The sequence below is a fragment of the Metabacillus dongyingensis genome (assembly GCF_019933155.2).
In the GTDB taxonomy this organism is placed as follows: Bacteria; Bacillota; Bacilli; order Bacillales; family Bacillaceae; genus Bacillus_P; species Bacillus_P dongyingensis.
Map to the genome: position 1 here is coordinate 79,055 of NZ_OK052578.1, position 23,960 is coordinate 103,014.

18 protein-coding genes and 3 pseudogenes are annotated in these 23,960 nt (G+C 36.7%); 18 read left to right on the plus strand and 3 right to left on the minus strand.

All coding sequences use genetic code 11. The features are described 5' to 3' along the window. The first annotated feature begins 186 nt into the window (after nucleotides 1-186). Nucleotides 187-1,059 (plus strand): SDR family oxidoreductase, encoded by an 873-nt coding sequence (locus K8L98_RS25190; protein WP_243551485.1) that lies wholly within the window; start codon nucleotides 187-189, stop codon nucleotides 1,057-1,059. Between the two features lie 305 nt (nucleotides 1,060-1,364). On the opposite strand, the pseudogene K8L98_RS25195 reads toward K8L98_RS25190, so the two are convergent. Further along, nucleotides 1,365-1,691, minus strand: a pseudogene (locus K8L98_RS25195) (phosphoheptose isomerase family protein); the annotation flags it as partial. Nucleotides 1,692-1,897: 206 nt separating this feature from the next. On the opposite strand from K8L98_RS25195, the gene K8L98_RS25200 reads away from it, so the two are divergent. The 8 genes and pseudogenes from K8L98_RS25200 to K8L98_RS25235 all read left to right on the plus strand — a co-directional run bounded on the left by K8L98_RS25200 (nucleotide 1,898) and on the right by K8L98_RS25235 (nucleotide 9,825). After that, on the plus strand, nucleotides 1,898-2,746 hold the full coding sequence (locus K8L98_RS25200; protein WP_243551486.1) for a YitT family protein: 849 nt from the start codon (nucleotides 1,898-1,900) through the stop codon (nucleotides 2,744-2,746). After that, nucleotides 2,743-3,369 (plus strand): annotated as a pseudogene (mnmA, locus tag K8L98_RS25205) (tRNA 2-thiouridine(34) synthase MnmA); the annotation flags it as partial. The gene K8L98_RS25200 and the pseudogene mnmA, both read left to right, overlap by 4 nt. Before the next feature lie 49 nt (nucleotides 3,370-3,418). Next, nucleotides 3,419-3,571, plus strand: a pseudogene (locus K8L98_RS25210) (transcriptional regulator); the annotation flags it as partial. A 1,089-nt stretch (nucleotides 3,572-4,660) separates the two neighbouring features. Next, a complete protein-coding gene (locus K8L98_RS25215; protein WP_191567400.1) occupies nucleotides 4,661-5,113 on the plus strand; it encodes a JAB domain-containing protein in 453 nt (150 codons plus the stop codon). A 191-nt stretch (nucleotides 5,114-5,304) separates the two neighbouring features. Then, nucleotides 5,305-5,814 carry a hypothetical protein gene (locus K8L98_RS25220; protein ID WP_243551488.1) on the plus strand — a complete coding sequence of 170 codons (510 nt, stop codon included), beginning with the start codon at nucleotides 5,305-5,307 and terminating at the stop codon, nucleotides 5,812-5,814. A 118-nt stretch (nucleotides 5,815-5,932) separates the two neighbouring features. Continuing rightward, nucleotides 5,933-6,610 carry a GntR family transcriptional regulator gene (locus K8L98_RS25225; protein ID WP_243551490.1) on the plus strand — a complete coding sequence of 226 codons (678 nt, stop codon included), beginning with the start codon at nucleotides 5,933-5,935 and terminating at the stop codon, nucleotides 6,608-6,610. After that, nucleotides 6,607-7,578, plus strand: a complete 972-nt coding sequence (locus K8L98_RS25230) for a DMT family transporter (RefSeq protein ID WP_243551492.1) — start codon at nucleotides 6,607-6,609, stop codon at nucleotides 7,576-7,578. The genes K8L98_RS25225 and K8L98_RS25230 overlap by 4 nt, the downstream gene beginning before the upstream one ends. Before the next feature lie 546 nt (nucleotides 7,579-8,124). Continuing rightward, a complete protein-coding gene (locus tag K8L98_RS25235) occupies nucleotides 8,125-9,825 on the plus strand; it encodes a pyruvate oxidase (protein ID WP_243551494.1) in 1,701 nt (566 codons plus the stop codon). 722 nt (nucleotides 9,826-10,547) lie between these two features. Here K8L98_RS25235 and K8L98_RS25240 read toward each other — a convergent pair. Continuing rightward, the gene (locus tag K8L98_RS25240) at nucleotides 10,548-11,258 is read right to left on the minus strand and encodes a GntR family transcriptional regulator (protein ID WP_243551496.1); all 711 of its coding nucleotides are present in this window, start codon (nucleotides 11,256-11,258) and stop codon (nucleotides 10,548-10,550) included. Between the two features lie 170 nt (nucleotides 11,259-11,428). On the opposite strand from K8L98_RS25240, the gene K8L98_RS25245 reads away from it, so the two are divergent. The 9 genes from K8L98_RS25245 (at nucleotide 11,429) to K8L98_RS25285 (ending at nucleotide 22,297) form a co-directional block, all read left to right on the plus strand. Further along, a complete protein-coding gene (locus K8L98_RS25245) occupies nucleotides 11,429-13,324 on the plus strand; it encodes a beta-glucoside-specific PTS transporter subunit IIABC (protein ID WP_243551498.1) in 1,896 nt (631 codons plus the stop codon). A gap of 13 nt (nucleotides 13,325-13,337) precedes the next feature. Next, nucleotides 13,338-14,798 carry a 6-phospho-beta-glucosidase BglA gene (bglA, locus tag K8L98_RS25250; RefSeq protein ID WP_243551500.1) on the plus strand — a complete coding sequence of 487 codons (1,461 nt, stop codon included), beginning with the start codon at nucleotides 13,338-13,340 and terminating at the stop codon, nucleotides 14,796-14,798. A 599-nt stretch (nucleotides 14,799-15,397) separates the two neighbouring features. Next, a complete protein-coding gene (locus K8L98_RS25255; protein WP_243551502.1) occupies nucleotides 15,398-16,954 on the plus strand; it encodes an amidase family protein in 1,557 nt (518 codons plus the stop codon). Nucleotides 16,955-17,165: 211 nt separating this feature from the next. Further along, nucleotides 17,166-18,152 carry a ketoacyl-ACP synthase III gene (locus K8L98_RS25260; RefSeq protein ID WP_243551670.1) on the plus strand — a complete coding sequence of 329 codons (987 nt, stop codon included), beginning with the start codon at nucleotides 17,166-17,168 and terminating at the stop codon, nucleotides 18,150-18,152. Between the two features lie 24 nt (nucleotides 18,153-18,176). Further along, the gene (gene fabZ / locus K8L98_RS25265; RefSeq protein ID WP_243551504.1) at nucleotides 18,177-18,602 is read left to right on the plus strand and encodes a 3-hydroxyacyl-ACP dehydratase FabZ; all 426 of its coding nucleotides are present in this window, start codon (nucleotides 18,177-18,179) and stop codon (nucleotides 18,600-18,602) included. Between the two features lie 123 nt (nucleotides 18,603-18,725). Then, a complete protein-coding gene (locus K8L98_RS25270; protein ID WP_243551506.1) occupies nucleotides 18,726-19,295 on the plus strand; it encodes a phosphoglycerate mutase family protein in 570 nt (189 codons plus the stop codon). 166 nt (nucleotides 19,296-19,461) lie between these two features. Beyond that, nucleotides 19,462-20,373 (plus strand): PhzF family phenazine biosynthesis protein, encoded by a 912-nt coding sequence (locus tag K8L98_RS25275; RefSeq protein ID WP_243551508.1) that lies wholly within the window; start codon nucleotides 19,462-19,464, stop codon nucleotides 20,371-20,373. 110 nt (nucleotides 20,374-20,483) lie between these two features. Beyond that, nucleotides 20,484-21,329 carry an aldo/keto reductase gene (locus tag K8L98_RS25280; protein ID WP_243551510.1) on the plus strand — a complete coding sequence of 282 codons (846 nt, stop codon included), beginning with the start codon at nucleotides 20,484-20,486 and terminating at the stop codon, nucleotides 21,327-21,329. A 353-nt stretch (nucleotides 21,330-21,682) separates the two neighbouring features. Continuing rightward, complete coding sequence (locus K8L98_RS25285) at nucleotides 21,683-22,297, plus strand: LysE family translocator (RefSeq protein WP_243551512.1); 615 nt, start codon at nucleotides 21,683-21,685, stop codon at nucleotides 22,295-22,297. Between the two features lie 387 nt (nucleotides 22,298-22,684). On the opposite strand, the gene K8L98_RS25295 is transcribed toward K8L98_RS25285, so the two are convergent. Continuing rightward, nucleotides 22,685-23,701, minus strand: coding sequence for a substrate-binding domain-containing protein (locus tag K8L98_RS25295; protein WP_243551514.1), 1,017 nt, complete (start codon nucleotides 23,699-23,701; stop codon nucleotides 22,685-22,687). Nucleotides 23,702-23,960: the final 259 nt, after the last annotated feature.

Consider the following 23,960-nt stretch of genomic DNA (forward strand, 5'->3'; position numbering starts at 1 on the left):
ACCACCTTGTGAACAAATCTGTTTACTAATTTATAAGTGTAATTAATTTGATTACAAGTTTATTATACCAAATTTCGAACAAAATAATAGATGGGATCTCACCTGTTGACAAAACGATTACATGTAACTAAAATAAATACATGTAATCAAATTTGTTACAAGTGAAACCAAACTGGAGGAATATAAATGAAAATATTAGTTACAGGAGCAACTGGAAAATTAGGATCTAAGGTTGTGGAGTCATTATTAACATCCATACCTGCGAGTGAGCTGGCGGTGAGTGTTCGAGATCCTGAGAAAGCAGAAGGACTTCGAGCTCGTGGAGTAGAGGTTCGAAAAGGTGATTTTGACCATCCAGAAACATTAGATGATGCTTTTAAAGGGATTGATCGTTTATTAATTATTTCTGCAGATGGTGATAATGATACAAGAATTCGTCAACATACAAATGCAGTGCAAGCAGCTAAACGTGCAGGGATAAAATTTATTGCATACACTAGTATCGCAAATGCAACAGAAAGCAAAAATTTAATGGCTCCTCCTCATGTTGCGACAGAAGCAGCCATCATGAAGACGGGTATCCCATATTCTTTCTTGCGTAATAATTGGTATTTGGAAAACGAAATTGGTAGCATTCAAGGTGCTATGGCAGGAGCTCCATGGGTAACTTCTGCTGGAGCTGGTAAAGTTGGCTGGGCACTACAACAAGATTATGCAGATGCAGCGGCAGCAGTTCTTTTAGGTGAAGGGAACGAAAATACAGTTTATGAACTTTCTGGCCCTCTTTTAACTCAAGAAGAATTAGTGAAGGCTATTGGTGCTGTATTAGGCAAAGAAATACCTGTACAACAAGTTGGTGACGAAGAATATGCCGAAATAATGAAAGGCTTAGGTTTACCTGAATTTGTCATTCCGATTGTAGTAGGAATTCAAGAAAGCATTCGAAATGGTTCACTTGAAATTGAAAGCAATGATTTTGAAAAAGTTCTTGGTCGCCCAGTTACTCCAATCAAAGAGGCACTTACACAAATTGTAAATGCAAACTCTCAATCAAACTAAAATAGATAATTCCAAAAATTAATCATGTAGATAAACCGACCTTCGTACGAGAAAAGGTCGGTTTTTAATTAAGGAGGTATTACCAACTTACGATTATCACTCCCTAAACAAGAAATACATTTGGGAAGAATGGAAATGGCAAAGAATATTTGGTATGTTGTTAAGTTTCGTATTAAAACTCTGTAATACGGATTGTTGAAAATACATAAGAAAATCAATGTGTCTGATTAATCTTTTCTCAAAATGGATTCTTATTTTTTTTGTAGAATACTTGCCTGTAAGGTATTTTCGAACAAACTTTAATTCAAAGCAGCACCAATACTTTTTGCTTTTTCAGCCATGGAGACTAAGCTTTTTGTTTCTCCGGATCCGATGATTAAGATATCCTCTTTTTCAAAGTTGGGAGTTACCGTTTTTTTCAAAGTTGGGAGTTACCGTTTCACCGATTACATTAGAATCAATTCCTGCATCATCCGCATGGCAATGAATCCTGATCTTCTTGCACCGGCGACAAAAACCTTTTTCGATTCAATTATCCAGTTGACGAGTTTTCCAGCTTCTTCATCAGTGATTAAGTCAGATGAATGATAAAGCTCTTTTAAGATTTCTGCTAAATATTGAGTCGTCTGCATATTAGGTGTAGCCTGCTGTAACCGCCACAAGTAGACTTTTAATAAGTTAAGACTTGTGGTCTTTTTATTTGCAATGATCCAGTGCATAAAGGAAATAAAGGAGTACAATCTGGAAAAAGGTAAATAATATTCCTGTGTTGTAAAGGATTTTAGCTGACTTTTTTATAGCAAGGAATCAATAATAAGACATATTTAAAGGTGAGATGATGAAAAAGTTTGTAGAGTATGTTTTTTTAACTTTGGGGGCGTCAATCGTTGCTATTGGATTAGAAACGATGTTAGCACCAAACGGGCTAGTAGATGGTGGTGTAACAGCGTTATCGATTATGGCCAATGCTTTATGGGGAATCCCAATTTATGTAGTATTTTTGGGCTTAAATATACCTATCTTAATTTTTACAGCTAAAGAAGTGGGTAAAACCTTTGTCATTAGAACTCTATATGCAAATATCATTACTACCGTTGGTTTAGTACTATTAAAATCGATTCCTCCTATTACTCAATCTGAAGTATTAATTGTTTTATACGGTGGAGTAATCTTAGGAGTTGGGATTGGTATCGTTGTAAAGTTTGGCGGTGCAATAGATGGCACTGAAATGCTGGCGATTTGGTTTAACCAACACTATCGATTTCCGATTGCCTCATTTTTATTAGTAGTGAATGCTTTCATATTTACGATTGCAGCGTTTATCTATTCATTGGAACAAGCCATGCTATCTCTGGCGGTTTTTTATATAGTGACGAAAATGATTAATTATGTTTTAGATGGATTAAATTGTGGGAAATCAGTCATGATCATTTCAGAAAAACCGGATGAAGTCGGAGATAGTATTATCAATTATTTAAATATCAGCATCACATTTTTATATGGAGAAGGCGGTTTTTTAGGGGAAAGAAAGAAGGTTATTTATTGTATTACGAACAGGTTTATTTTTTCCAAATTAAAAAGTGTCGTTTTATCAGCAGATCCATCAGCTATTATGGAGGCATCCTATGTTTGTGAAACATCTGGTATAGATAGGTCGCTTATATTTCCGAAAGCCAACCCTAGTTAAGTAAGGTATTATTCCCGATAGGCGATATGGAAAAACCAAAAGTAAGGGAATTAGCTGCCAAAGCTAATTTGGCTACAGCATCCAAAAAGGACAGCACAGGCATTTGCTTTATTGGTGAACGAAATTTCAAAGAGTTCTTAAGTGGTTATTTGCCTGCTCAAAAGGGGAATATGGAAACATTCGACGGCAAAGTTGTCGGACATCATGATGGATTAATGTACTATACAATCGGGCAGAGGCATGGATTGGGGGTAGGGGGAAACGGCGATCCTTGGTTTGTAATTGGAAAGGATATTGAAAGGAATGTATTATATGTTGGGCAAGGATTCCATCATGAAATGCTTTATTCAGACAGCATCATTGCCGATAATATAAGCTGGGTCTCAAAGGATTTGACACTTAATACATTTGAATGTACTGCAAAATTCCGCTATCGCCAAAAGGACAATAAAGTGACGGTAGAATTGTTGGAGGACTCCAAAGTGAAAGTTACTTTCCACGAACCAATTCGCGCCGTAACGCCTGGACAAGCAGTCGTCTTCTATCAAGGAGAAGAATGCCTTGGTGGAGGGACAATCGACAAAGTGTATCGCTACAACAAACAATTAACATATGTAGGCTAAGAAGAAAAGAATATCGGAATAAAACGATAAACTTACTATTCCCTAGCAAGTGCATAGTTTAGTCTATTTAGCTTATTTACCAGATTATATGGCTAGCAGTGAGTCAATCGCTACAAATGTTTGTACAAACGCGGCACGGATTCGCAAGATAATGAGCTGTTTGCGTAACCAAAGATTTGTTAAGACAAAAGAAGGTATTGGAGTGTAAAGTACAGTCAAAAAGAATTTTTATATGAATTTTATTTGCGGTCTACAACTATGGATTACATCGTTTTTTCCGAAGCAGATGTATCTGAGCATTTACAAACGATAAACAAGAAAAACAGTGATATTTATAAAATATTCGAAATGAATAGGATTCCCATATAACCATAGGTCACGATGGTCAATGGCTAAATATCATTGAATATAATTAATCTATGTTCAATTATAGGTGGCGTTAACTTAAGAAGGATTAACGCTCCTTTCATCGAATAGTCCAAATATCTATCAATTCATTCCCTTAAATGTCTTCTTCCTGTCTGATTGTTCTTCTTATATAAGTAGTTGAGGTAGTTCTTTGATGAAGGGGCTTTAATTAAACGTTTGTTTAAAACTAATAAGTATAATATTAACTTTTTTCTCGCGGAGCACATAGACTTATTTCTCTTTTAAAAGCTTTTTTGGCGGCAGCACGACAGACTGATCAGAAAGGGAAATCGAAATCATCTTTCTGTCATTCTGTACGTGTCGCTTCGGTATTAAATGGCCCGATAACCACGGTCTGTACGGCTTTCGCCCACATTCCGTAGGTTCCTGTCCCATTTGCAGCCAGCCGCCACACCGAACGAGCCGAAAGTCTGAAAGTCAGAAGGTGAAGTGATAAAAGAATAATAGGCAACAAGGTAAGCAGCCATGAATGGCTGCTTTTTTATTGTGCTTTTCCCTTTTGAATCCGAATCGTAAAACAGCGCAAGCCGGCTACATCTCCATCCGGTAGGAACCCGAACCTCTCCTGATGGAGAAGAAGACGGCGAGTCAACAGGTCAAGGGGCACAAAACTTTTTTAAAGACGCGCCTGCAGCAAAAAAAACTTTTGTGCTCAAACCGCCCTTGACCAATTGCCTATGCGTATTTTTCGTTCTCCTTGCAAAAGGGGAAAAATCATCCCCCTTTGGGGAACATCAGCGCTTCGGCTTCAAAATGGACAACCCATGATTTAAAAGAAAAGGAGGGATAGGAAACAAACTCAAAAACACTCAAAACTATAAAAAAGTAAAATCCAAAATCATATTACAAAGGAGAATGAAAAATGAATTTAGAATCTATCTTTGAAGTAGTGAGAATCAGACAGGAAATCAGAGAAGCAAAAGAAGCTTTTGCCGCATACAAGATAACATCCCCAATGGATGCAGAAAAGCTTGCGGCATCCTATATTGCAGATGAGGACAGAGAGGTATTTCTCGTCATGATGCTTAATACAAAAAATGAGGTTATCGGGCTGCACCGGGCACATGTGGGAAGTTTAAATGCAAGTGTTGTTCATCCAAGAGAAGTGATGAAATCAGCTATTTTAAACAATGCTGCCTCTATTATCGTAAGTCACCAGCATCCCTCAGGAGACCCAACACCAAGCATAGAAGATATTGAAGTTACAAAGAGAATTGCTGAAGCAGGGAAGACGTTAGGCATTCAGCTCCTTGACCACATTATCGTCACCCACAAAGGAAATCATATTAGCTTGAAAGAAAAAGGTTACCTTTAAGAAAGACAAAGGGGCATTGCCCCTTTGTTTATATAGTATGAGAGTTTTTAGATCGAGAACTTAATAAAGCAATACGAAAGGAAGAAAAAACAACTGTTTTTTCAAGAATTAAACAGGCATCGAGCCTGTTACTAGAATCTTGCTGCCGAAGCTTAATCCAAATCCCAAATCCCTTAAGGAGGAGAGCATGTATGACAAAGAAAACATGTCCATACTGCGGAAGTGACATTAGAAAAATGAATGAATTTCAGTACTTCTGCGGGTTCTGTGACATGAGAGTGAATTCAAATAAGGCAATGGAGAACAATGAAAGGCTGGAAGTAAGAACGCGTGAATTTGTAGCCGATCATTATATTGATAAGAACACTCAGGAATTAATGGACTTTTCAACATATGAGCTTCTGTATTTATTAAAGTTTATCAGGAAAGAAAGAAGTGATATGTATCACCATATGAAAACGTTCCAGCGCGCAGGAGAACAGGAAGATACAAATCAATTCAAAGAAATAGAAAAAGAAACAGGTAGTAATTATATATATCTATCTAAAAAGATGTTTGTTGTTGAAAATATCATTAGACAGCGATTAGGCTATGTCCCTGTAAGAATAACAGAACCGTATTTGGTTCAGTATTTAGAGAACATCAAGAACGATAAAAGAAGGCCCATGATTATTCGCACGGAGCGTGTTATAAAGAATTAAAAGTAACCGTAAATACACGTTAGGCAGTGTACTATTAATTGCAAGATGCTTCTCCATTAATCTGAAAAAGAAATCAATAATTATTGAAACAAAAACCAATATGCGATATATTGGTTTTATGAAAAAAGATACCATAAAACCAATTAAACGTTTGTCATTTAGAGATGAAGTGTATCAAACTTTAAAAAAGTCGATTATCAACTTGGAATTACAACCAGAAGAACGCTTAAGTGACAAAGAATTAGCAGAGAAGTTTGGAATTAGTCGTACCCCTGTTAGGGAAGCACTTAAAAGACTTGAAGACGAAGGACTTGTTGAGTCACTTCCAGGGTCATCTACTCGCGTAGCGCCATTAAAGTTAGAGGAGGCGAAACATGCTTTTACTGTTGTAGCAGCTTTACATGCTCTAGCTGCTCGCCTTGCAAGTCCTTTATTGAAGGAAATGGATATTGAAAAATTAGAATTTAGCAATAAGACTTTGAAGATTGCCATTGAAAAAGGTGAAGCTATTAAAGCAATTGAAGCAGATGGAACTTTTCATAAGGTTTTCCTAGACGTGGCTGGGAACCCTGAAATTACAATTGCATTGGAACGTAGCTTACCTAAAATTCAGCGATTAGAGATTTCACAATTTACTACACTAAAAGGGTTAAATTCGGTAGAACAACACAATCAAATTATATCAGCTTGTAAAAATCAAGAATATGAAAGAGTTGTTCGTCTTGTAGAAGAAAACTGGCTAAGTCTTGGCAAGCTGTTAGCACAACAAAATGAGAGCCGAGGTGAGTTCAGTTGAAATCAATTTTAATCGGTATTTGTGCAGCCTTCTTTTTTGCTTTTACATTTGTTCTTAATGCATCTATGGAGTTGTCTGGTGGTAGTTGGATTTGGAGTGCTTCGCTCCGATTTATCTTTATGGTCCCATTTCTTTTGTGTATTGTCATCATGAGAAAAAATCTGCGACCACTCTTAAACGAAATGAGAAAACAACCAGGAAAATGGATGTTATGGAGCTTTGTTGGTTTCGGGTTATTCTATGCTCCATTATGTTTTGCCTCTGCTTATTCACCTGGCTGGCTGATCGCTGGTACATGGCAAATTACGATTATTTCAGGTGCATTACTAGCACCGTTATTTTTTGAAACGATAGACACAAAGAATGGTCCATTACAGATAAGAGGGAAAATTCCCTTTAGAGGTCTTATCATGTCATTGATCATTCTGTTTGGTATTGTTCTCATGCAAATGGAACATGCAAAGCAACTTTCTGTAGAAAATCTATTATTGGGAGTTGTCCCTATTCTAGTTGCATCATTTGCCTATCCTTTAGGGAATCGTAAAATGATGGATGTATGTGAAGGGCGTTTAGATGCTTATCAACGGGTGTTGGGAATGACACTAGCAAGTCTTCCATTCTGGTTTTTACTTTCCTTGTATGGCTTGTTTACCGTCGGGTTACCCAGTGGAGGGCAAAGTCTTCAATCGTTATTGGTGGCACTTTTTTCAGGAGTCATTGCGACTGTCTTATTTTTCATGGCAACAGATATGGTAAGAGGAAATATGCAAAAGTTAGCTGCTGTTGAAGCGACTCAATCAATGGAAGTGCTTTTTGCATTAGCTGGGGAACTACTATTTCTGTCGATACCACTTCCTTCTCCATTATCTTGGTTCGGTATCGTTTTCGTCATTCTTGGCATGATTTTGCATAGTTATGTTTCAAATAGAAAAGTGGAAAAGTATTATAAACAGTCATTTAATCTTTAAATCATTTTTCTCTTACCCTGTTAAATCGAAATGGTAACGTTCAATAAGTTTGAGCAGAATTCATCAGCTTTTAATCTTTAACAATCGGGCGCTTTTCTGTAGCAAGGGAAGTGCTTCTTTTACATTTTATGGCCACCAGATACGGCAAGCCGCCAAGCCGAAAATCAGAAGACCCATAGAATGATAGACAAAAGAATAAGTAATAAAAAGCAGCCACAGGGCTGCTTTTTAAATTGTAATTTTCCCTTTTGAATCCGAATTGTAAAACAGCGCAAGCCAACTATTGTCCCAGCCACAGGTATCCGATCCTTTCCGGTAGGAACAAAGCCTAACTCCCGAAAAATTCCAGCTCTTCGTTTGAATTAAATGTGTAAATATAAAAAAGTTTAATTTTATTTCTGGTATTTAGTAGTAAAATTTTATGCGGATTCGTTTGGGGTATTTTTAGAATAATTTATAGTCAATAACCCTAATGTTTCATAAATAAATGATTTTATAACATATTGGTAATAATACCAACTAGTCAAAAAAGCTAGGAGGTATATTATGTTTAGAGCATCTGCAGGTGACTATATGATGGACCTTTTGATAGAGTGGGGAGTAGATCATATATATGGAATGCCAGGGGATTCAATAAATACTTTAATTGAGTCCATAAGAAAGGTAAAAGACCAAATTAATTTTATACAGGTTAGGCATGAAGAAGCTGGTGCTTTAGCAGCAGCGGCCTATGCAAAATTAACTGGTAAGCTGGGTGTGTGTATGGGGATTGCTGGACCTGGTGCAATCCATTTATTAAATGGACTTTATGATGCAAAATTAGATAAAGCTCCAGTATTAGCCATTGTAGGACAAGTAGAAACAGATTTAATGGGAACGGATTTCTTTCAGGAAGTCGATCTCGCCAACCTTTTTAAAGATGTTGCCGTATACAGTCAAATGGTTATGTCAGCTGAACAACTCCCAGCTGTATTAAATCAGGCAATAAGAACAGCTTATGATAAAAAAGGCGTCTCCGTTCTTATCATTCCTGATGATATACCAAGGTTTGAAGTAGAGCGACATGCTAGGCTAACAAGCTCTTTTTATGTTCAGTCCAATATACTTCCTCAAGAAAAAGATGTAAAGAAAGCAATTGAAATCTTAAATGAAGCAAAACGACCTGTTATTTTAGCAGGAAAAGGAGCTAGAGGTGCAAGTCAATCTCTCCTTACATTTGCTGAAAAAATGAAAGCGCCAATTATTCTTAGTCTACCCGGTAAAGGAGTTATTCCAGATGAACATCCTTTTTGTTTAGGAGGACTTGGGTTAATTGGAACCAAACCAGCAACTTTGGCAATGGAAGAGGCTGATACGTTAATTATGATTGGCACATCTTTCCCATTTACAGGATATCTACCTAAAAATGCAAAAACCATACAGTTAGACAATGACCCATCTCAGATCGGAAAACGTTATGCCGTTGATGTTGGACTTGCAGGTGATTCTTATCAAACTTTACAAAATCTCATTACCTTGGTTGAAAATCATAATGATGGTTCATTTCTTAATAAATGTCAGGCAAATTTAAATGAGTGGCGGCAAAAATTACATGAGCAGGAACAAGACGATTCAATACCAATTAAACCCCAGCGTGTCATTAATGCCCTGCAGAAAGTTGCAGAAGATGATGCCATTCTTTCAGTCGATGTAGGGAATGTTACTGTATGGATGGCTCGCCATTTCAACATGACAAATCAAAAGTTTGTCATCTCAAGCTGGCTAGCAACATTAGGATGCGGCTTACCTGGAGCAATTGCCGGAAAGGTCGCTTATCCGGATAAACAGGTATTTGCAATTTGTGGGGATGGCGGCTTCCAAATGATGATGAATGACTTTGTCACCGCTGTAAAATATGATCTTCCACTAGTAGTAATCGTTCTTAATAATCATAAAATTGCAATGATTAAATTCGAACAGGAAGTAATGGGAAATGCTGAATTTGGTACCGATTTACATAACCCAGATTTTGCAAGATATGCTGATATTTGCGGAGGGATAGGTTATCATGTCGAACATCCAGAGGAACTACTACCTGTATTGAATAAAGCGATATCTGCAAAAAAACCTTGTATTGTTGATGTTATCGTAGATGCAAGTGAAGCACCGTTACCTGCAAAAGTAACATTTGGACAGGCTAAAGGTTATGCCCGTCACATGCTAAAAGAATTGTTTCAGGAAGGAACAATCCATAAGCCACCACTCTAAAACCAAAAAAAGATTGAAGCTTACAAAAGTGCTTCTTCCTTTTTGATTTCTATAAGCTAAAAAAGTAAGGAGCCCATCTTCTTCGCTACGTGAGGGCCCTGTAGCAAAAGGGGCAGCGGGTTGCCCTGCTTTTGAATTATATAAACACCTATCTATATTTCCAATAGACTAAAAAATGGAGTAACAAATAAAATTGTTATTGAAGAAAAGAAGCTAAATGGGTAAGTTACTACGATCAGTAATATCCATTTTAGCTTCTACTTTCCTTATTTATGTAGTTTTCACTTTGATTTGTTTTGTAAATAGACGAATAGGTTTGTAACAATTTTAGAAACCAGACCTACAAATAGATAGCTTATATGTCTTATAAAAAGGGGGATTAGAATCTGCTATTCATAAAGTTTAAAGATACATACTTTGTTGTCATTAGTGTAATCGTCATAGCCATCATAAATGTTCTTTTCTTTACCGCTCCTTAATTACCAAAAAAGCTGTAGACTGTCTACAAAAAACAAGATGATTCTTCCTTATATACCTTAATGAGAAGTTACTACTATGAAAACTAAAGGCAAAGATCATTACCCTCCTGATCCAATAAAATTAGAGAAATCTTTATCAAAACAATGAGAAAAAGACTGTAAGTAGTGTAAAAATACTTACAGTCTTTTTTTAGTAAGGAGCGCGTCAGGGAAATGCGGAAATAGCCCTTTCCTTTTATATTCTTATAAAAAGTGACTACTCGTTTGGATAAAGAACTGGGATTGTTCATAGTTATACGTTACTTTGGAAAAGTCGAATGGTTGACCATTGGTTAAGTGAAACACAGATTCAACGTATAGTTTAGGATCTCCTTTTTTCAATTCTAAATACTTCGCTTCTTCATCAGTCAACTTATTGACATGAAGAAATGTATCTGCAAAACCGATCTTTAACCCTAATCCTTCCGTAAGATAATTAAAAATCGATTCTGAGACAATTTCGTTATTCAAATAAGTAATAATCGATTTATTAAAATACGATTCCTCTAAGCATAACGTTAGCCCGTATATATAACGAACTCTCTTTACATAATAGACATCGTCATCGAGTTCCATATTTAAATTAAGAGCCGCTTCTTTTGTTGGTTTTCGTACGTCTAATTCAATCACTTCTGAAGTTATTTGAAAATCTTCAAGGCTTTTTTTAAACCCCTGATTAGAAAGAAGACTAATATATCCTTTTCTCTTATGCCTTCTAACAAAAATTCCACTACCTCTGACTTGAAACACAATCCCTTTTTTCTCTAAGAGATCTAAAGATTTGGTAATCGTACTCTTACTCACTTCAAATCTAGTCATTAATGCTTCTAATACGGGCAGTTTATCGCCTTGTTGAAGCGCATTCTCTTCAATATCCTTTTCAATTTCCGTTGCTATTTGCTGGTACTTTAACATATACAATCCTCATTCGTTCGCTTATTTCAATCCTTAGGAGCATTATAGCATAAATAAAATCAAAGATTATCCAATTAAATTAATACCTTATAAATATTTTATTTGGTTATTGATAAATTATACCGGTACAATTATAATGTGAATATTCAAAGTTATTAGGGGGTTTTAAATTGTCGGGAAAAGTGAGGGATTATTCAAAGCTGGCAGCAGACATTTTAAAAGCAGTTGGAGGAGAAGAGAATGTGATTGGAGCTACACGCTGTGCTACCAGACTTCGGTTAGTGCTGAAGCGTTCTAATCCAAAAGCGAAGGAACAAGTAGCGTCAATGCCTGGCGTTATTACCGTGGTAGAAAACAGCGGACAGTTCCAGGTTGTTATTGGGCAGCATGTAGGGGAAGTGTTTGAAGAGTTTTCAAATTTGGTCAATATTGAAACCTCGGATGTAGAAAATGAAAACAAAGGCACAATCGTAAACCGTATTATTGCAACGATGTCAGCAGTGTTTGCACCTTTTATATACATTTTAGCTGCTGCAGGTATTTTGCAAGGTGGATTAATCTTAATCAATTTACTGTTTAACAGCTTTGCCGAAACAGGGACTTATCAGGTTTTAAGTTTTATCTCTTGGTCGCCATTCACATTTTTGCCGATTTTCATTGCGATTACCGCATCAAAGCATTTTAAAACCAATACTTATATCGCAGTCGCATGTTGTGCTGCGTTAGTGAGTCCAACGTGGGCAGAAATGGCAGCACAAATTGCAGAAGGAACCAATATTTCGTTTTTAGGGCTTGCCTTAACTCAAACAACATATACGTCTTCTGTACTGCCACCGTTATTTTTAGTATGGATTTTGTCTTATCTTGAAAGGTTTTTAAACAAGAGAATGAACGAAGTCATAAGGCCGTTATTTGTTCCATTATTATGTATGGTCATCATGGTGCCTTTAACGATTGGCTTAATCGGTCCTATTACAACAATGGGTGCAAATGGAATTGCAAACGGATACAACTTCTTGGCAGAAAATGCACCTGCTTTGGCAGGAGCGATCATCGGCTCATTCTGGCAAGTCATTGTTATTTTTGGCGTACATTGGGGAATCACACCTATGGTATTAGCGAATTTTGATTTATATGGCCGGGATTCATTCCAGGCGTATCAAACAATCGCCGTTATCGCGCAAGTCGGAGCGGTACTGGGTGTTGTTTTAAAAACAAAAAGCCAAGAAACACGAAAAGTCGGCATTTCTGCAGGTATTACCGGAATATTCGGCATTACAGAACCAGCCATTTACGGGGTGACGCTGCGATTTAAGAAGCCATTTATTTTTGGCTGCATCTCCGGTGCGATTGGTGCCATTGCCGCAAGTTTCTTTCATCCCTATTATTTTGCATATGCTGGGCTGCCAGGTCCGCTCACCATTGTAAACGGCATCAATGCAGATTATCCAATGTCTATTTGGGGCATTTTGCTGGGGGCTGTCATTGCTATTCTTCTTCCTATTATTTTAATTCAGCTTTTCGGATATGGAGAAGAGACAGCGAAAGAAGCAGACAGCAACAATACAAAAGAAACACAAGGCCAAAGTGAAGATTTTGTTTCTCAAGTGAATGAAGAAATCATACAAGCACCATTAATCGGCAAGGTTGTTCCTCTTTCAGAAGTACCGGATGAAGTATTTAGCTCTGGCATGATGGGAGAAGGCTTTGCTATTGTTCCATCAGACAACAAAGTGTATGGACCGTTTGACGGAACTGTCGTCATGGTCGCGCCGACCAAGCATGCGATCGGCTTGCGCTCAAAAACAGGTGTAGAACTGCTCGTGCACATTGGGTTGGAAACGGTTAAATTGGATGGAATACCTTTTGGTTTGAACGTAAAAGAGGGGGATGAATTCAAAAAAGGAGATCTTCTAATAGAATTTGACCAAGAATTCATTCAAAATCAAGGATTACAAACAATTACACCTGTCATTGTGACAAATTCAGCAGCTTATGAAGAAGTGATTATGGAAGATATTAAAGAAAGTGCATTTCATCAGAAAATGATGACAGTTGTAAAATAAGGAGGACGAAAAAATGGCGAAATTACAAGAGAATTTTTTATGGGGCGGTGCTTTGGCTGCCCACCAGTTTGAAGGCGGATGGAATCAAGGCGGTAAAGGACCAAGCGTCGTAGACGTGATGACAGCAGGTGCTCATGGTGTGCCAAGAAAAATCACCGAAACAATTGAAGAAAATGAATTTTATCCGAACCACGAAGCAATTGATTTCTATCATAAATATAAAGAAGATATAGCTTTGTTTGCTGAAATGGGCTTAAAGTGCTTGAGAACATCGATTGGATGGAGCAGAATTTTTCCAAAAGGAGACGAAGCTGAGCCGAATGAAGAAGGGCTCCAGTTTTATGACAACGTCTTTGATGAGTTGCTGAAGCATGGCATAGAGCCGGTTATTACGCTGTCCCACTTTGAAATGCCGCTTCATTTGGCACGAGAATACGGCGGATTCAGAAACAGAAAAGTAGTCGACTTCTTCGCTCGGTTCGCTGAAGTTTGCTTTAACCGCTATAAAGATAAAGTAAAGTACTGGATGACCTTTAACGAAATCAACAATAAAATGGATGTAAACAATCCGCTGTTTTTATGGACGAACTCGGGCGTTGTTGTCGGCGAAAACGAGAACGCGAAAGAAGTGATGTACCAGGCGGGGCACCACGAATTGCTGGCAAGTGCATTGGCGGTATCAAAAGGAAAAGAAATCAACCCGGATTTCCAAATCGGGGCTATGGTGTCGCATGTGCCGATTTATCCATATTCATCAAACCCGGAAGATGTGATGCTGGCGGAAGAAATGATGAGACAGCGCTACTTCTTCCCTGATGTACACGTTCGAGGCTACTACCCAAGCTACGCTTTGAAAGAATTTGAGCGAGAAGGATACTCGATTCCATTTGAAGATGGTGATGAAGAGATTTTACGGAATGGAACAGTTGATTATTTAGGCTTTAGTTATTACATGTCAACAACGGTTAAAAGTGATGTGCAAAACGACAACCTGGGTAATATTGTGAATGGCGGATTGCCTAATGGTGTAGAAAATCCGTATATCAAATCGAGTGATTGGGGCTGGGCAATTGACCCGATCGGCTTACGCTACACATTAAATCGTTTTTATGATCGATATCAAATTCCATTGTTTATTGTAGAAAATGGATTCGGCGCTGTAGATACAATGGAAGAAGACGGCTCGATTCATGACGCATCAAGAATCGACTATTTAAAGTCTCACATTGAAGCAATGGAAAAAGCTGTAACGTATGACGGCGTTGAATTAATGGGCTACACTCCTTGGGGAATCATCGATATCGTATCCTTTACAACAGGTGAGATGAAAAAGCGGTACGGCATGATTTACGTGGACCGTGACAATGAAGGAAACGGATCAATGAAGCGATTTAAGAAAGATTCATTTGACTGGTACAAAGAAGTGATTGAATCGAATGGAGAAAAACTGAAAATGGAAGAGTATGTTAAATAAGGAAGCTGTTTTGACTATATAAAGGGATACTGCCAACATTTTGACAAAAATTCACGTTAATATGGTACATGGTATAAAAAAGACGATTTTCTATACTCTATAGAAAAATCGTCTTTTTTGAATTGGTGATACTGACGAAAAAAAATAATAGAAAGGTTTGAGTGAGAAATGATTGCCTCATTTAATACAATTATCGGTCAAAGTGACGATAAAAATCATCTCTTTTTTAGTTTTCTTAAAAACTATGATTTTTGAGATGCAGCCTATTCCATTCCGGTCCCAAGTGTGGTAACAATCAGGGAAGTGGACAGCTTTTTAGGGGATCCAATTACATACTGCTATAAAATTACAAGACAGAAAGCTAGCCATTTTAATGTCGTTCCTGCAAAAGTTGCCAACCATATACACTTGGTCGAAATTCTAAAATACAAGTTGCGAACTTCTATCAGAAGTTCGCGTTTTTTTATTCCCTCATCAAGATAAAATTCAAAAACGCTAAATCTACCACTTTTTATGTAAGAAAATCTACCATTTTTTAACACACTACGAAGAACTATTGATATATTTATAGTGTCTTAATAATAAAGGGGGATTAGACTATGGGAAAGTGGTATAGGAAGCCGATTACTTTCGCGACCAGCTTAGTATTGGCGGGAAGCTTATATTCGACTTCGGCGGCTGCAGCTCCAAAAGCAGCAAATCCGGTTGAGGAAGGCCGTTTTACAGAGCAGATTGAAGAGGCATCAATCTTTGACCTGCAGCATGCGATGCAAAAGGGGGATTTGACCTCTGAGGAATTGGTTAAATTTTATCTTGATCGAATTGAGGAATACGATGACAGCATCAACTCCATTATTACAATCGATGAAGATGTCATTGCTGAAGCGAAGCAGCTTGACAAGGAGCGCAAAGCGGGTAAAGTCCGTGGGGAATTGCATGGAATTCCTGTAATTTTAAAAGACAATTATGATACATATGACATGCCAACTACGGCAGGATCTCTGTCGCTTGAAGGTTCGATTCCACCGGACGATTCCTACCAAACAAAGAAATTTAGAGAAGAAGGAGCTATTATTTTAGGGAAAGCCAATCTTCATGAATTTGCGTTTGGATACCTAACCATCAGTTCACTTGGCGGCCAAACCTACAATCCGTATGATCTGACAAGGTATCCAGGCGGTTCGAGCGGCGGTACCGCAGCAGCGGTTGCTTCCAACTTTGCTGCAGTTGGATTGGGTACAGATACTGGAGGATCGATCAGGGTTCCGGCTTCCTTTAACAATCTGGTCGGAATACGGCCAACGATGGGACTAGCCAGCCGTGATGGTATCATTCCACTTGCCCTTACTCAGGATGTGGGCGGACCAATTGCGCGTAACGTAGAAGATGCAGCGATAGTCCTTGATGCGATTGCCGGCTATGACCCAGCCGACCCTGTTACCGCAGCAAGTAACGGGTACATTCCCAAAACCTATACACATTATCTTAAGAAGAATGGACTTAAGAATGCACGTATAGGAGTTGTGCGAGCCTTGTTTGGAAATGACCCTCAAATTAATAAAGGCATGGACCAAGCCATTGAGGATATGGAGGAGCTCGGAGCAGATGTAGTAGAAGTGACTGTTCCGAATCTAGATAAAATTATTTCCTATCCAAGCCTCAGTAACTTTGAATTTAAATTCGATCTCAACAATTATTTGGCTTCCCTTGGATCAAATGCACCTGTGAAGTCTCTTGCAGAAATTATTGATAGCGGAAAATACGACCCTAGCATTAAAAACAGCTTGATAGCAAGAAATAATAAAGAATCTTTAGAAAATGATCCTGTATATCAGGACATCATTACTAATCGTTCTAAGCTGGCAAAAGAAAGCCTAAATTCAGTCTTAAATGAAAATGAATTGGATGCGCTTGTTTATCCAACTTTAAGTTCTTTGCCAGCTGTGATAGGAACAAATCAGGGATCCGGGTCTGCGCCAATGTTAAGCCCTTTCTCCGGTTTTCCAGCACTCTCTGTTCCAGCAGGTTTCAGCGATAGCGGCCTCCCAATCGGAATGGAGATGCTTGGCAGGGAATTCGCCGAGCCGACTTTGATTAAGCTCGCTTATTCTTACCAAGAAGGGACAGAGCATCGGAAAGCACCAGTGCTAAAATAGAGAGAAAAAAGCCAATCATTTTAACTGAACTGCACCTCCAAACATCAAAAATTAAACAACTTTATCATAACCCCGTCCTTACTTAGGACGGGGTTATGCTGTTTAAAAGTTAAATAACTTTATTGCACTTTACAATTTACACCAATAATTTTATACCAGGTACTAATACTAAGTGATATAATAAAGAGAAAAATGAGGTGAAATCTTAATGATTAGATCTAAAGCACGTATAACAGCTATTGGTACCTATGTTCCTCAAAATAAATTATTAAATGAAGATCTAGAAAAGATGGTAGATACTAATGATGAATGGATTGTCCAGAGGACTGGTATGAAGGAAAGAAGAATAGCAGGAGACGAAGAATATGCTTCCCATTTAGCTTTTAATGCTATAGAAAATCTGATTGAAAATTATAATAAAGATTTAGAAGATGTTGATTGTATTATAGTAGCGACGGCAACTGCTGACTATGCGTTTCCTAGTGTAGCATGTCAAATTCAAAGTCACTTTCATATCCCTTGTACAGGAGCTTTTGACTTAAACGCTACCTGTGCAGGATTCACATATGCATTACACTTAGCAAATAATTTAATTACTTCTGAGGCACATAAAAAGATTTTAGTTGTTGCAACAGAGACTTTATCAAAAGTAACTAATTATAAAGATAGAACAACCTGTATTTTATTCGGAGATGGCGCTGGTGCTATGCTAGTCGAATATGATAAGGAAAATCCTAGTTTCTTGGCTAGTCATATGGGAACTAATGGAGAAGGTGGTATACATGTATATAGAACGACCTTTGCAACTGCAATGGAAGATAAACCTTTAAACACAACCGGGAAGATGGTTCAGAATGGAAGAGAAGTATACAAATGGGCTGCCCGCACTTTACCAATAGGAATACAAGAATTATTACTTAAGTCAGATTTAAACGTAGAGGATATAAACTGGTTTATTCCACATAGCGCTAATCTAAGGATGGTTGAATCAATATGTGAAAAATCAGGATTTTCTATAGAAAAAACATTGACTAGTATGAAGTATTTTGGGAATACCTCATCTGCATCCATTCCATTAGCACTAAATCTAGGAATAGAAGAAGGGAAAGTCCAATTTGGAGATACTTTATTGCTTTATGGCTTTGGTGGAGGACTTACACATTTAGGACTTATTTTAAAGTGGAATATAAAAAAATAAAATATAGTATTGGAGACTTCGATCTTGTTTGATACTCAAAAAATTAAAAATATTGTTCGACATCGCTATCCATTTCTTTTAGTGGATAAGATTCTAGAATTAGAAGAGGGAAATAGAGCAGTTGGCATAAAAAATGTGACTGCAAATGAAGATTTTTTTAATGGACATTTTCCAAGTTATCCAGTTATGCCAGGTGTATTGATTGTAGAGGCATTAGCTCAGGTAAGTGGAGTTGTGATGCTAACTAAAGAAGGGAACCGAGGACGATTAGGGCTTTTAGCAGGTATAGATAAATGTCGTTTTAAAAAGCAAGTAAGGCCAGGTGACCAACTCCGTCTTGAGGTTGAAATCACCCGATTAAAAGGCCCTATTGGGAAAGGAAAAGGTATCGCAACTGTTGACGGAGAATTAGTTTGCGAGACTGAACTACTATTTGCATTTGGAGATTAAGCGCCTATTGAATATAAATAGTTAATTTTGTAGGTGCAATTCTGTAATATGTTAAAACGCATGAGTAGTATAGTGAAAGAACTAATATAGTATATATTGTTATCTACTTACAGGAGACACACTATGGAAATTTCTTTGATTAGACATGGTAAATCCCAGTGTACTGAAAATAATCGAATAACATGTAAAGAGTTTGAGAGTTGGGTTAGAGAGTATGATTATAATGGAGTTTTTGAGGAAAACTCTTATCCATCAGAAACGCTTAATAAAATAACAAAAGCGAATATTATTATTACAAGTGATTTAAAAAGGGCTGTCGATTCAGCAAAGTTATTAAACCCCAACATAAAAGCTATTTCAGTTCCATTGTTTCGTGAAACAGAGTTACCTAATCCTTTAACTAAATTAAGGAAAATAAAATTAGAACCCAGTATTTGGGCATTGATTTTAAGGTGCCTATGGTTTTGTGGCTATTCAAGAGGGTGCGAATCTTTGAGTGAAGCAAAAGATAGGGCTAAAAATGCATCCGAAATATTAGTGGAATATGCTCAAGAACATATATCGGTAGTATTGGTTGGACATGGATTTTTTAATATGTTTATAGCTAAGGAGCTTCAAAAAAAAGGGTGGAAAGGTAAAAGAAAATCAAATTCTAAGCACTGGAATTGTACTACCTATTCCTTATACAATTGATAGGTAATTGATTAAGTAATATTCTACAATCGGGCGCCATTCTTTAATATGAAGCCGCCTTACATTTGGGCCAGTTTGTTGAAGAATATTGTCTTGATTTTCTTAACTTATAATAAAATAAATGGTTATTACTTAAAATATCACCAAAATAAATGGGGAGACAATTATGGGGGAAATTAACTATTCTATTGTTGATGTTTTTTCGCAAGGGAAATATACAGGAAATCAACTTGCTGTTTTTAAAAATGCCGGAAACATTTCTGATGATGAAATGCAGCAAATAGCTAAAGAAATTAATTTTTCTGAGACTGCTTTTATTTTATCTGATGCAAAGAATGACAATGGTTATGACGTTCGTATTTTTACACCTAATGAAGAGGTTCCTTTTGCTGGACATCCTACTTTAGGAACTGCGTATATCATTCAAAAGGAAGTATTAGAGGAACCCTTGGATAAACTTATTTTAAAATATAAAGCTGGAAAAATTCCAGTTTCGTTCGATAATCAAGAAGGAATTCTATGGATGAAACAAAATGAACCCACATTTGGTAGTATCTTAGATACGAATAAGGTTTCTACAGTTTTAAATATAGATAAGGAATACATAGATGAAAGGTTTCCAATCCAAGAGGTTTCAACTGGACTTCCAGTGATTGTTGTACCGTTAAAATCTTTAGATGCCGTTAAAAAAGTACAGATAAATAAAGAAAAATACTTTGAGTTAATTGAATATACTGATGCAAAAGCAATTATGGTTTTTTCTCCTGAAGTGTATAATACGGTAAATGATTTAAATGTTCGAGACTTTGCAGAGTATTATGGTATTTCAGAAGATGCAGCTACTGGAAGTTCTAATGGTTGTTTAGCTTCTTACTTGGTTAAATACCGATATTTCGAAAAAAGTGAAATAAACATTCGTGTTGAACAAGGATATGAAATCAAAAGACCTTCTTTGTTGTTTTTAAAAGCAAGTGATGATAATGGGAAAATCAACGTTTATGTAGGAGGCAGAGTAGTGAAAATTGCCCAAGGTGAATGGTTCATTCAACGGAGTGACAATGTGACTCATCAAATATAGTCTCGAACTTGTAAATGCCTGAACTTTTAGCTACCCCAAAAGTTCCATAACTATGAAATATATTCAGAATTATGCTAATCTTAGAATATTACTGAAAGGAGTGATTAGTTGTGGGCAAATCAGTTCCTGAAATAACACTTAATGATGGTACCACTTTGCCGGTTTTTGGTTTAGGTACATATACACTTAAGGGTAATCAAGGTGCCAATGCTATACAAAATGCTATTGATGATATAGGGTATCGACTAATTGATTCTGCTTATAATTATGAAAACGAAGGAACTGTAGGTGAAGCCGTTAGGCGCAGTTCTGTTCCAAGAGAAGAATTAAGAATTACATCCAAATTACCAGGACGCTACCAAGAGTATGAAAAAGCCGTTATTACCATTCAAGAATCCTTATATCGTGCAAATCTTGATTATTATGATTTATATCTAATTCATTGGCCTAATCCTAAACAAGATAATTACGTGGAAGCTTGGAAAGCGTTAATTGAAGCTAAAAAGCAGGGTCTTATTCGTTCTATTGGTGTTTGTAATTTTTCACCTGAACATATTGAGCGTTTAGAAAAGGAAACGGGCGTTAAACCAAGCATAAACCAAATCGAGTTACATCCATTTTTCAACCAAGAACAACAAAGAAAATGGCATGAAGAGAATAATATTAAGACACAATCTTGGAGTCCGTTAGCCCGGGCAAATGAAGTCTTACAAAATAACATTATTCAGCAGATAGCCTACGATCATAACAAGACGATTTCACAAGTTATTCTACGTTGGCATTATCAACTTGGGGCCATTGCAATTCCTAAATCTTCATCTCCTGAAAGACAACTTGAAAATATTTCGATTTTTGACTTTTCTCTAGATGAGGGAGAAATGAGTCTTATTTCAGGATTAACTCGATCTGAAGGCAGGATTAATAATCAAGATCCTGCTATATATGAAGAATTTTAACTTGTGAGAATGTTATTTAACGAATTTCTGTAACAAAAGCTGTGACCTTCTTCATGAATGGGAGGTAGTAATATAAGTTCCATTGAGCTGTTTTACAATTATATTTTTCATTTTTGTAATAGGGAGGGGGGTTCTTTAAGAAAAAAAACCAATGAAGTTGTGAACACAGGTTAATAGCGTATACATTCAGACCTTATTAACGAGTGCGTTAGTTGAATCCTTCGAGTTGCTATGGCAGCTCTTTTTTATTTAACTAACGAAGCAGCTTACTTGATAAAATATTAAAATGGTAAAAGAATTTTTTATTGATTGTAAAACTACTTGTATCATATAAAGGAAAGGAATAATGAAGAATGATGACTTTTATTTTAGTTGTTCTATTGTTATTTTTAATCCCAGGTCCTGCTGTTCTTGTAACAATATCTCAAACTATTAAAGGTGGAAAGAAAAATGGAATAATAACAGGTTTAGGGATTGCCTTTGGTGACTTAATCCATACTTTTGCGGCAGTTCTTGGACTTTCTGCTATTTTAATGACATCTGCATTTGCTTTTGAAGCAGTTAAATATATAGGTGCAGCATACTTAATTTATTTAGGCATAAGTGCTTTGATTAATAAAACTAAAAAGGTTGCGAAACCTACTGTAGAAAAGGTGAATCCTAACTTATCTTTTCGCCAGGCTCTGTTGATTGAATTACTAAACCCAAAGACTGCACTTTTTTTCTTAGCTTTCTTACCGCAGTTTGTCCGAAGCGATAGCTATCCAGTAACATTTCAGCTTTTAATGCTTGGGTTAACATTTGTACTGATGAGCATAATTTATACCTCTTTCATAGCATTCCTAACAAGTATAATAGGTGAAAAACTCTTAGCTAAAACTAAACAGAGTTCCAATTGGATTGGGAAAGTCGCAGGTATCGTCTATATTGGTTTAGGTTTAAAGTTAGCTTTTCAAACTCATGAATAATCAAGCGATAACTCGATAGTTATCATAAAAAGGCGAAGATTTGATCTAGGCTGTCATGAAGGCAGCTTTTTCTTATTGAGCTAATGGTATCTTCGCCCAAGCCGACACTTGATGAAAACCCCAGTGATGGAAGTAGGCAACACAGTAATTGAAGTTTATCCTGGAGAAGGTCATTCGATAGATAACATTACTGTTTGGATACCCCAAAACATTTGATGCAAAAGATCTTGGAAATCTTTCTGATAACAATGGGATGACTCCGTTTAAAAGGTAATCGAAAAATAAAATGGGAACTGGTGAGATAAGAGCCTACTCTACCCGATGAAGATTAAGTATATAGAAAAAAGTAATCATAATTTTTTATAATATGATTACTTTTTTCTATTTTTATCGTTTTTCCGAAGTAGACTCTCTAATAATTAACTTCGTTGGCAACAGGATCTCCTGAATCGGCTCCTCTTTGTTTTCCATTCTCCAACAAAGCTGTTCCACTGCCTTTTTACCATAATAACTTAAATCAATATCCATTGTTGTAATCCTTGGGGTTAAAATTTGTGATAATTGTCCATTGTCAAAGCTGCATATAGATACATTCTCAGGCACTTTGAATCCTCTTTGCTGTAAAACGGATGAAACAAGGAAACCATGACCATCATTCACACAAAACCATGCTGAAGGCTGGTCTTGAAGGTTATCGAGGAATAAACTGATTTCAGCTTGATTTTCCTGTGTGTTTGTTAACATAAAGTTTTCATTAGGCTTTATCCCATATCTTCTTAAAGCAAGTAAGTATCCTTCTAATCTTTCTTGATAGCTTGGAGAAATGTCAACATTGCCTACAAACGCTATATCACGATGTCCTAATTGGATTAAATGTTCTACGGCCATAAACGCCCCAAAGCGGTTATTTGTTAAAATTGAATCGGCCTGCAGATATGGTGAGTGATGATCAATTAAAACAGTAGGGATGCCTGTACTAATAATTTTTGAAATATATTCTGTACTAATATGAGATAAAATTAAAATTCCATCAATTTCATGGCTCGATAACACGGAAGGCAAAGTTAGATTCTTTTTTGATTCGCTATCAATCGGTTCAATAAACAAATTCATGCCGCGAGCCCGAACTTCTTTTTCACTACTTAAATAAATTTCACCAAAAAAGCTTTTAAGTGAAAAAGCATAATCAGAAGCGATTAAAGCGATATTTCTGGTCATCTTTTTCTCCGCTAGTTTTTGTTTTCGACTATTTGAATAGTCATAACCTAATTCATTTGCTGTATCTTGTACAAGCCTTCTTGTCACTTCGCTAACTCCGGGTTTTCCAGTTAAAGCTTGGGAAACAGAGTTTTTCGAAATATTTAGGTGATCCGCTATATCCTGCATCGTCACTTTTTTCTTCATATATATTAACGTTCTCCTTTGATCTAAGTTCGTAATTTTATTGTAACGTTACAAAACGGAAAACACAATAGCATCATTTCAATGTATAACGGAAAAACTTTATAATTTTGTCGAAACAGTAATTGACATTACTGAAGTTAGGTGTAATAATTATTTCGAAAGGTTGATAATAACGTTATTTAACAATTATTTTTTGTTTTTGTAATTATATCTATCTTTGTGGAAAGACGGGTGATTAGTAAAAACAACTTATTTTTTT

What these genes read in the sequence shown, in the direction of transcription:
- K8L98_RS25190 (WP_243551485.1), top strand. Translation starts at nt 187, where the DNA reads ATGAAAATATTAGTTACAGGAGCAACTGGAAAATTAGGATCTAAGGTT.
- K8L98_RS25200 (WP_243551486.1), top strand. Translation starts at nt 1,898, where the DNA reads ATGAAAAAGTTTGTAGAGTATGTTTTTTTAACTTTGGGGGCGTCAATC.
- K8L98_RS25215 (WP_191567400.1), top strand. Translation starts at nt 4,661, where the DNA reads ATGAATTTAGAATCTATCTTTGAAGTAGTGAGAATCAGACAGGAAATC.
- K8L98_RS25220 (WP_243551488.1), top strand. Translation starts at nt 5,305, where the DNA reads ATGACAAAGAAAACATGTCCATACTGCGGAAGTGACATTAGAAAAATG.
- K8L98_RS25225 (WP_243551490.1), top strand. Translation starts at nt 5,933, where the DNA reads ATGAAAAAAGATACCATAAAACCAATTAAACGTTTGTCATTTAGAGAT.
- K8L98_RS25235 (WP_243551494.1), top strand. Translation starts at nt 8,125, where the DNA reads ATGTTTAGAGCATCTGCAGGTGACTATATGATGGACCTTTTGATAGAG.
- K8L98_RS25240 (WP_243551496.1), bottom strand. Translation starts at nt 11,258, where the DNA reads ATGTTAAAGTACCAGCAAATAGCAACGGAAATTGAAAAGGATATTGAA.
- bglA (WP_243551500.1), top strand. Translation starts at nt 13,338, where the DNA reads ATGGCGAAATTACAAGAGAATTTTTTATGGGGCGGTGCTTTGGCTGCC.
- K8L98_RS25255 (WP_243551502.1), top strand. Translation starts at nt 15,398, where the DNA reads ATGGGAAAGTGGTATAGGAAGCCGATTACTTTCGCGACCAGCTTAGTA.
- K8L98_RS25270 (WP_243551506.1), top strand. Translation starts at nt 18,726, where the DNA reads ATGGAAATTTCTTTGATTAGACATGGTAAATCCCAGTGTACTGAAAAT.
- K8L98_RS25275 (WP_243551508.1), top strand. Translation starts at nt 19,462, where the DNA reads ATGGGGGAAATTAACTATTCTATTGTTGATGTTTTTTCGCAAGGGAAA.
- K8L98_RS25285 (WP_243551512.1), top strand. Translation starts at nt 21,683, where the DNA reads ATGATGACTTTTATTTTAGTTGTTCTATTGTTATTTTTAATCCCAGGT.
- K8L98_RS25295 (WP_243551514.1), bottom strand. Translation starts at nt 23,701, where the DNA reads ATGAAGAAAAAAGTGACGATGCAGGATATAGCGGATCACCTAAATATT.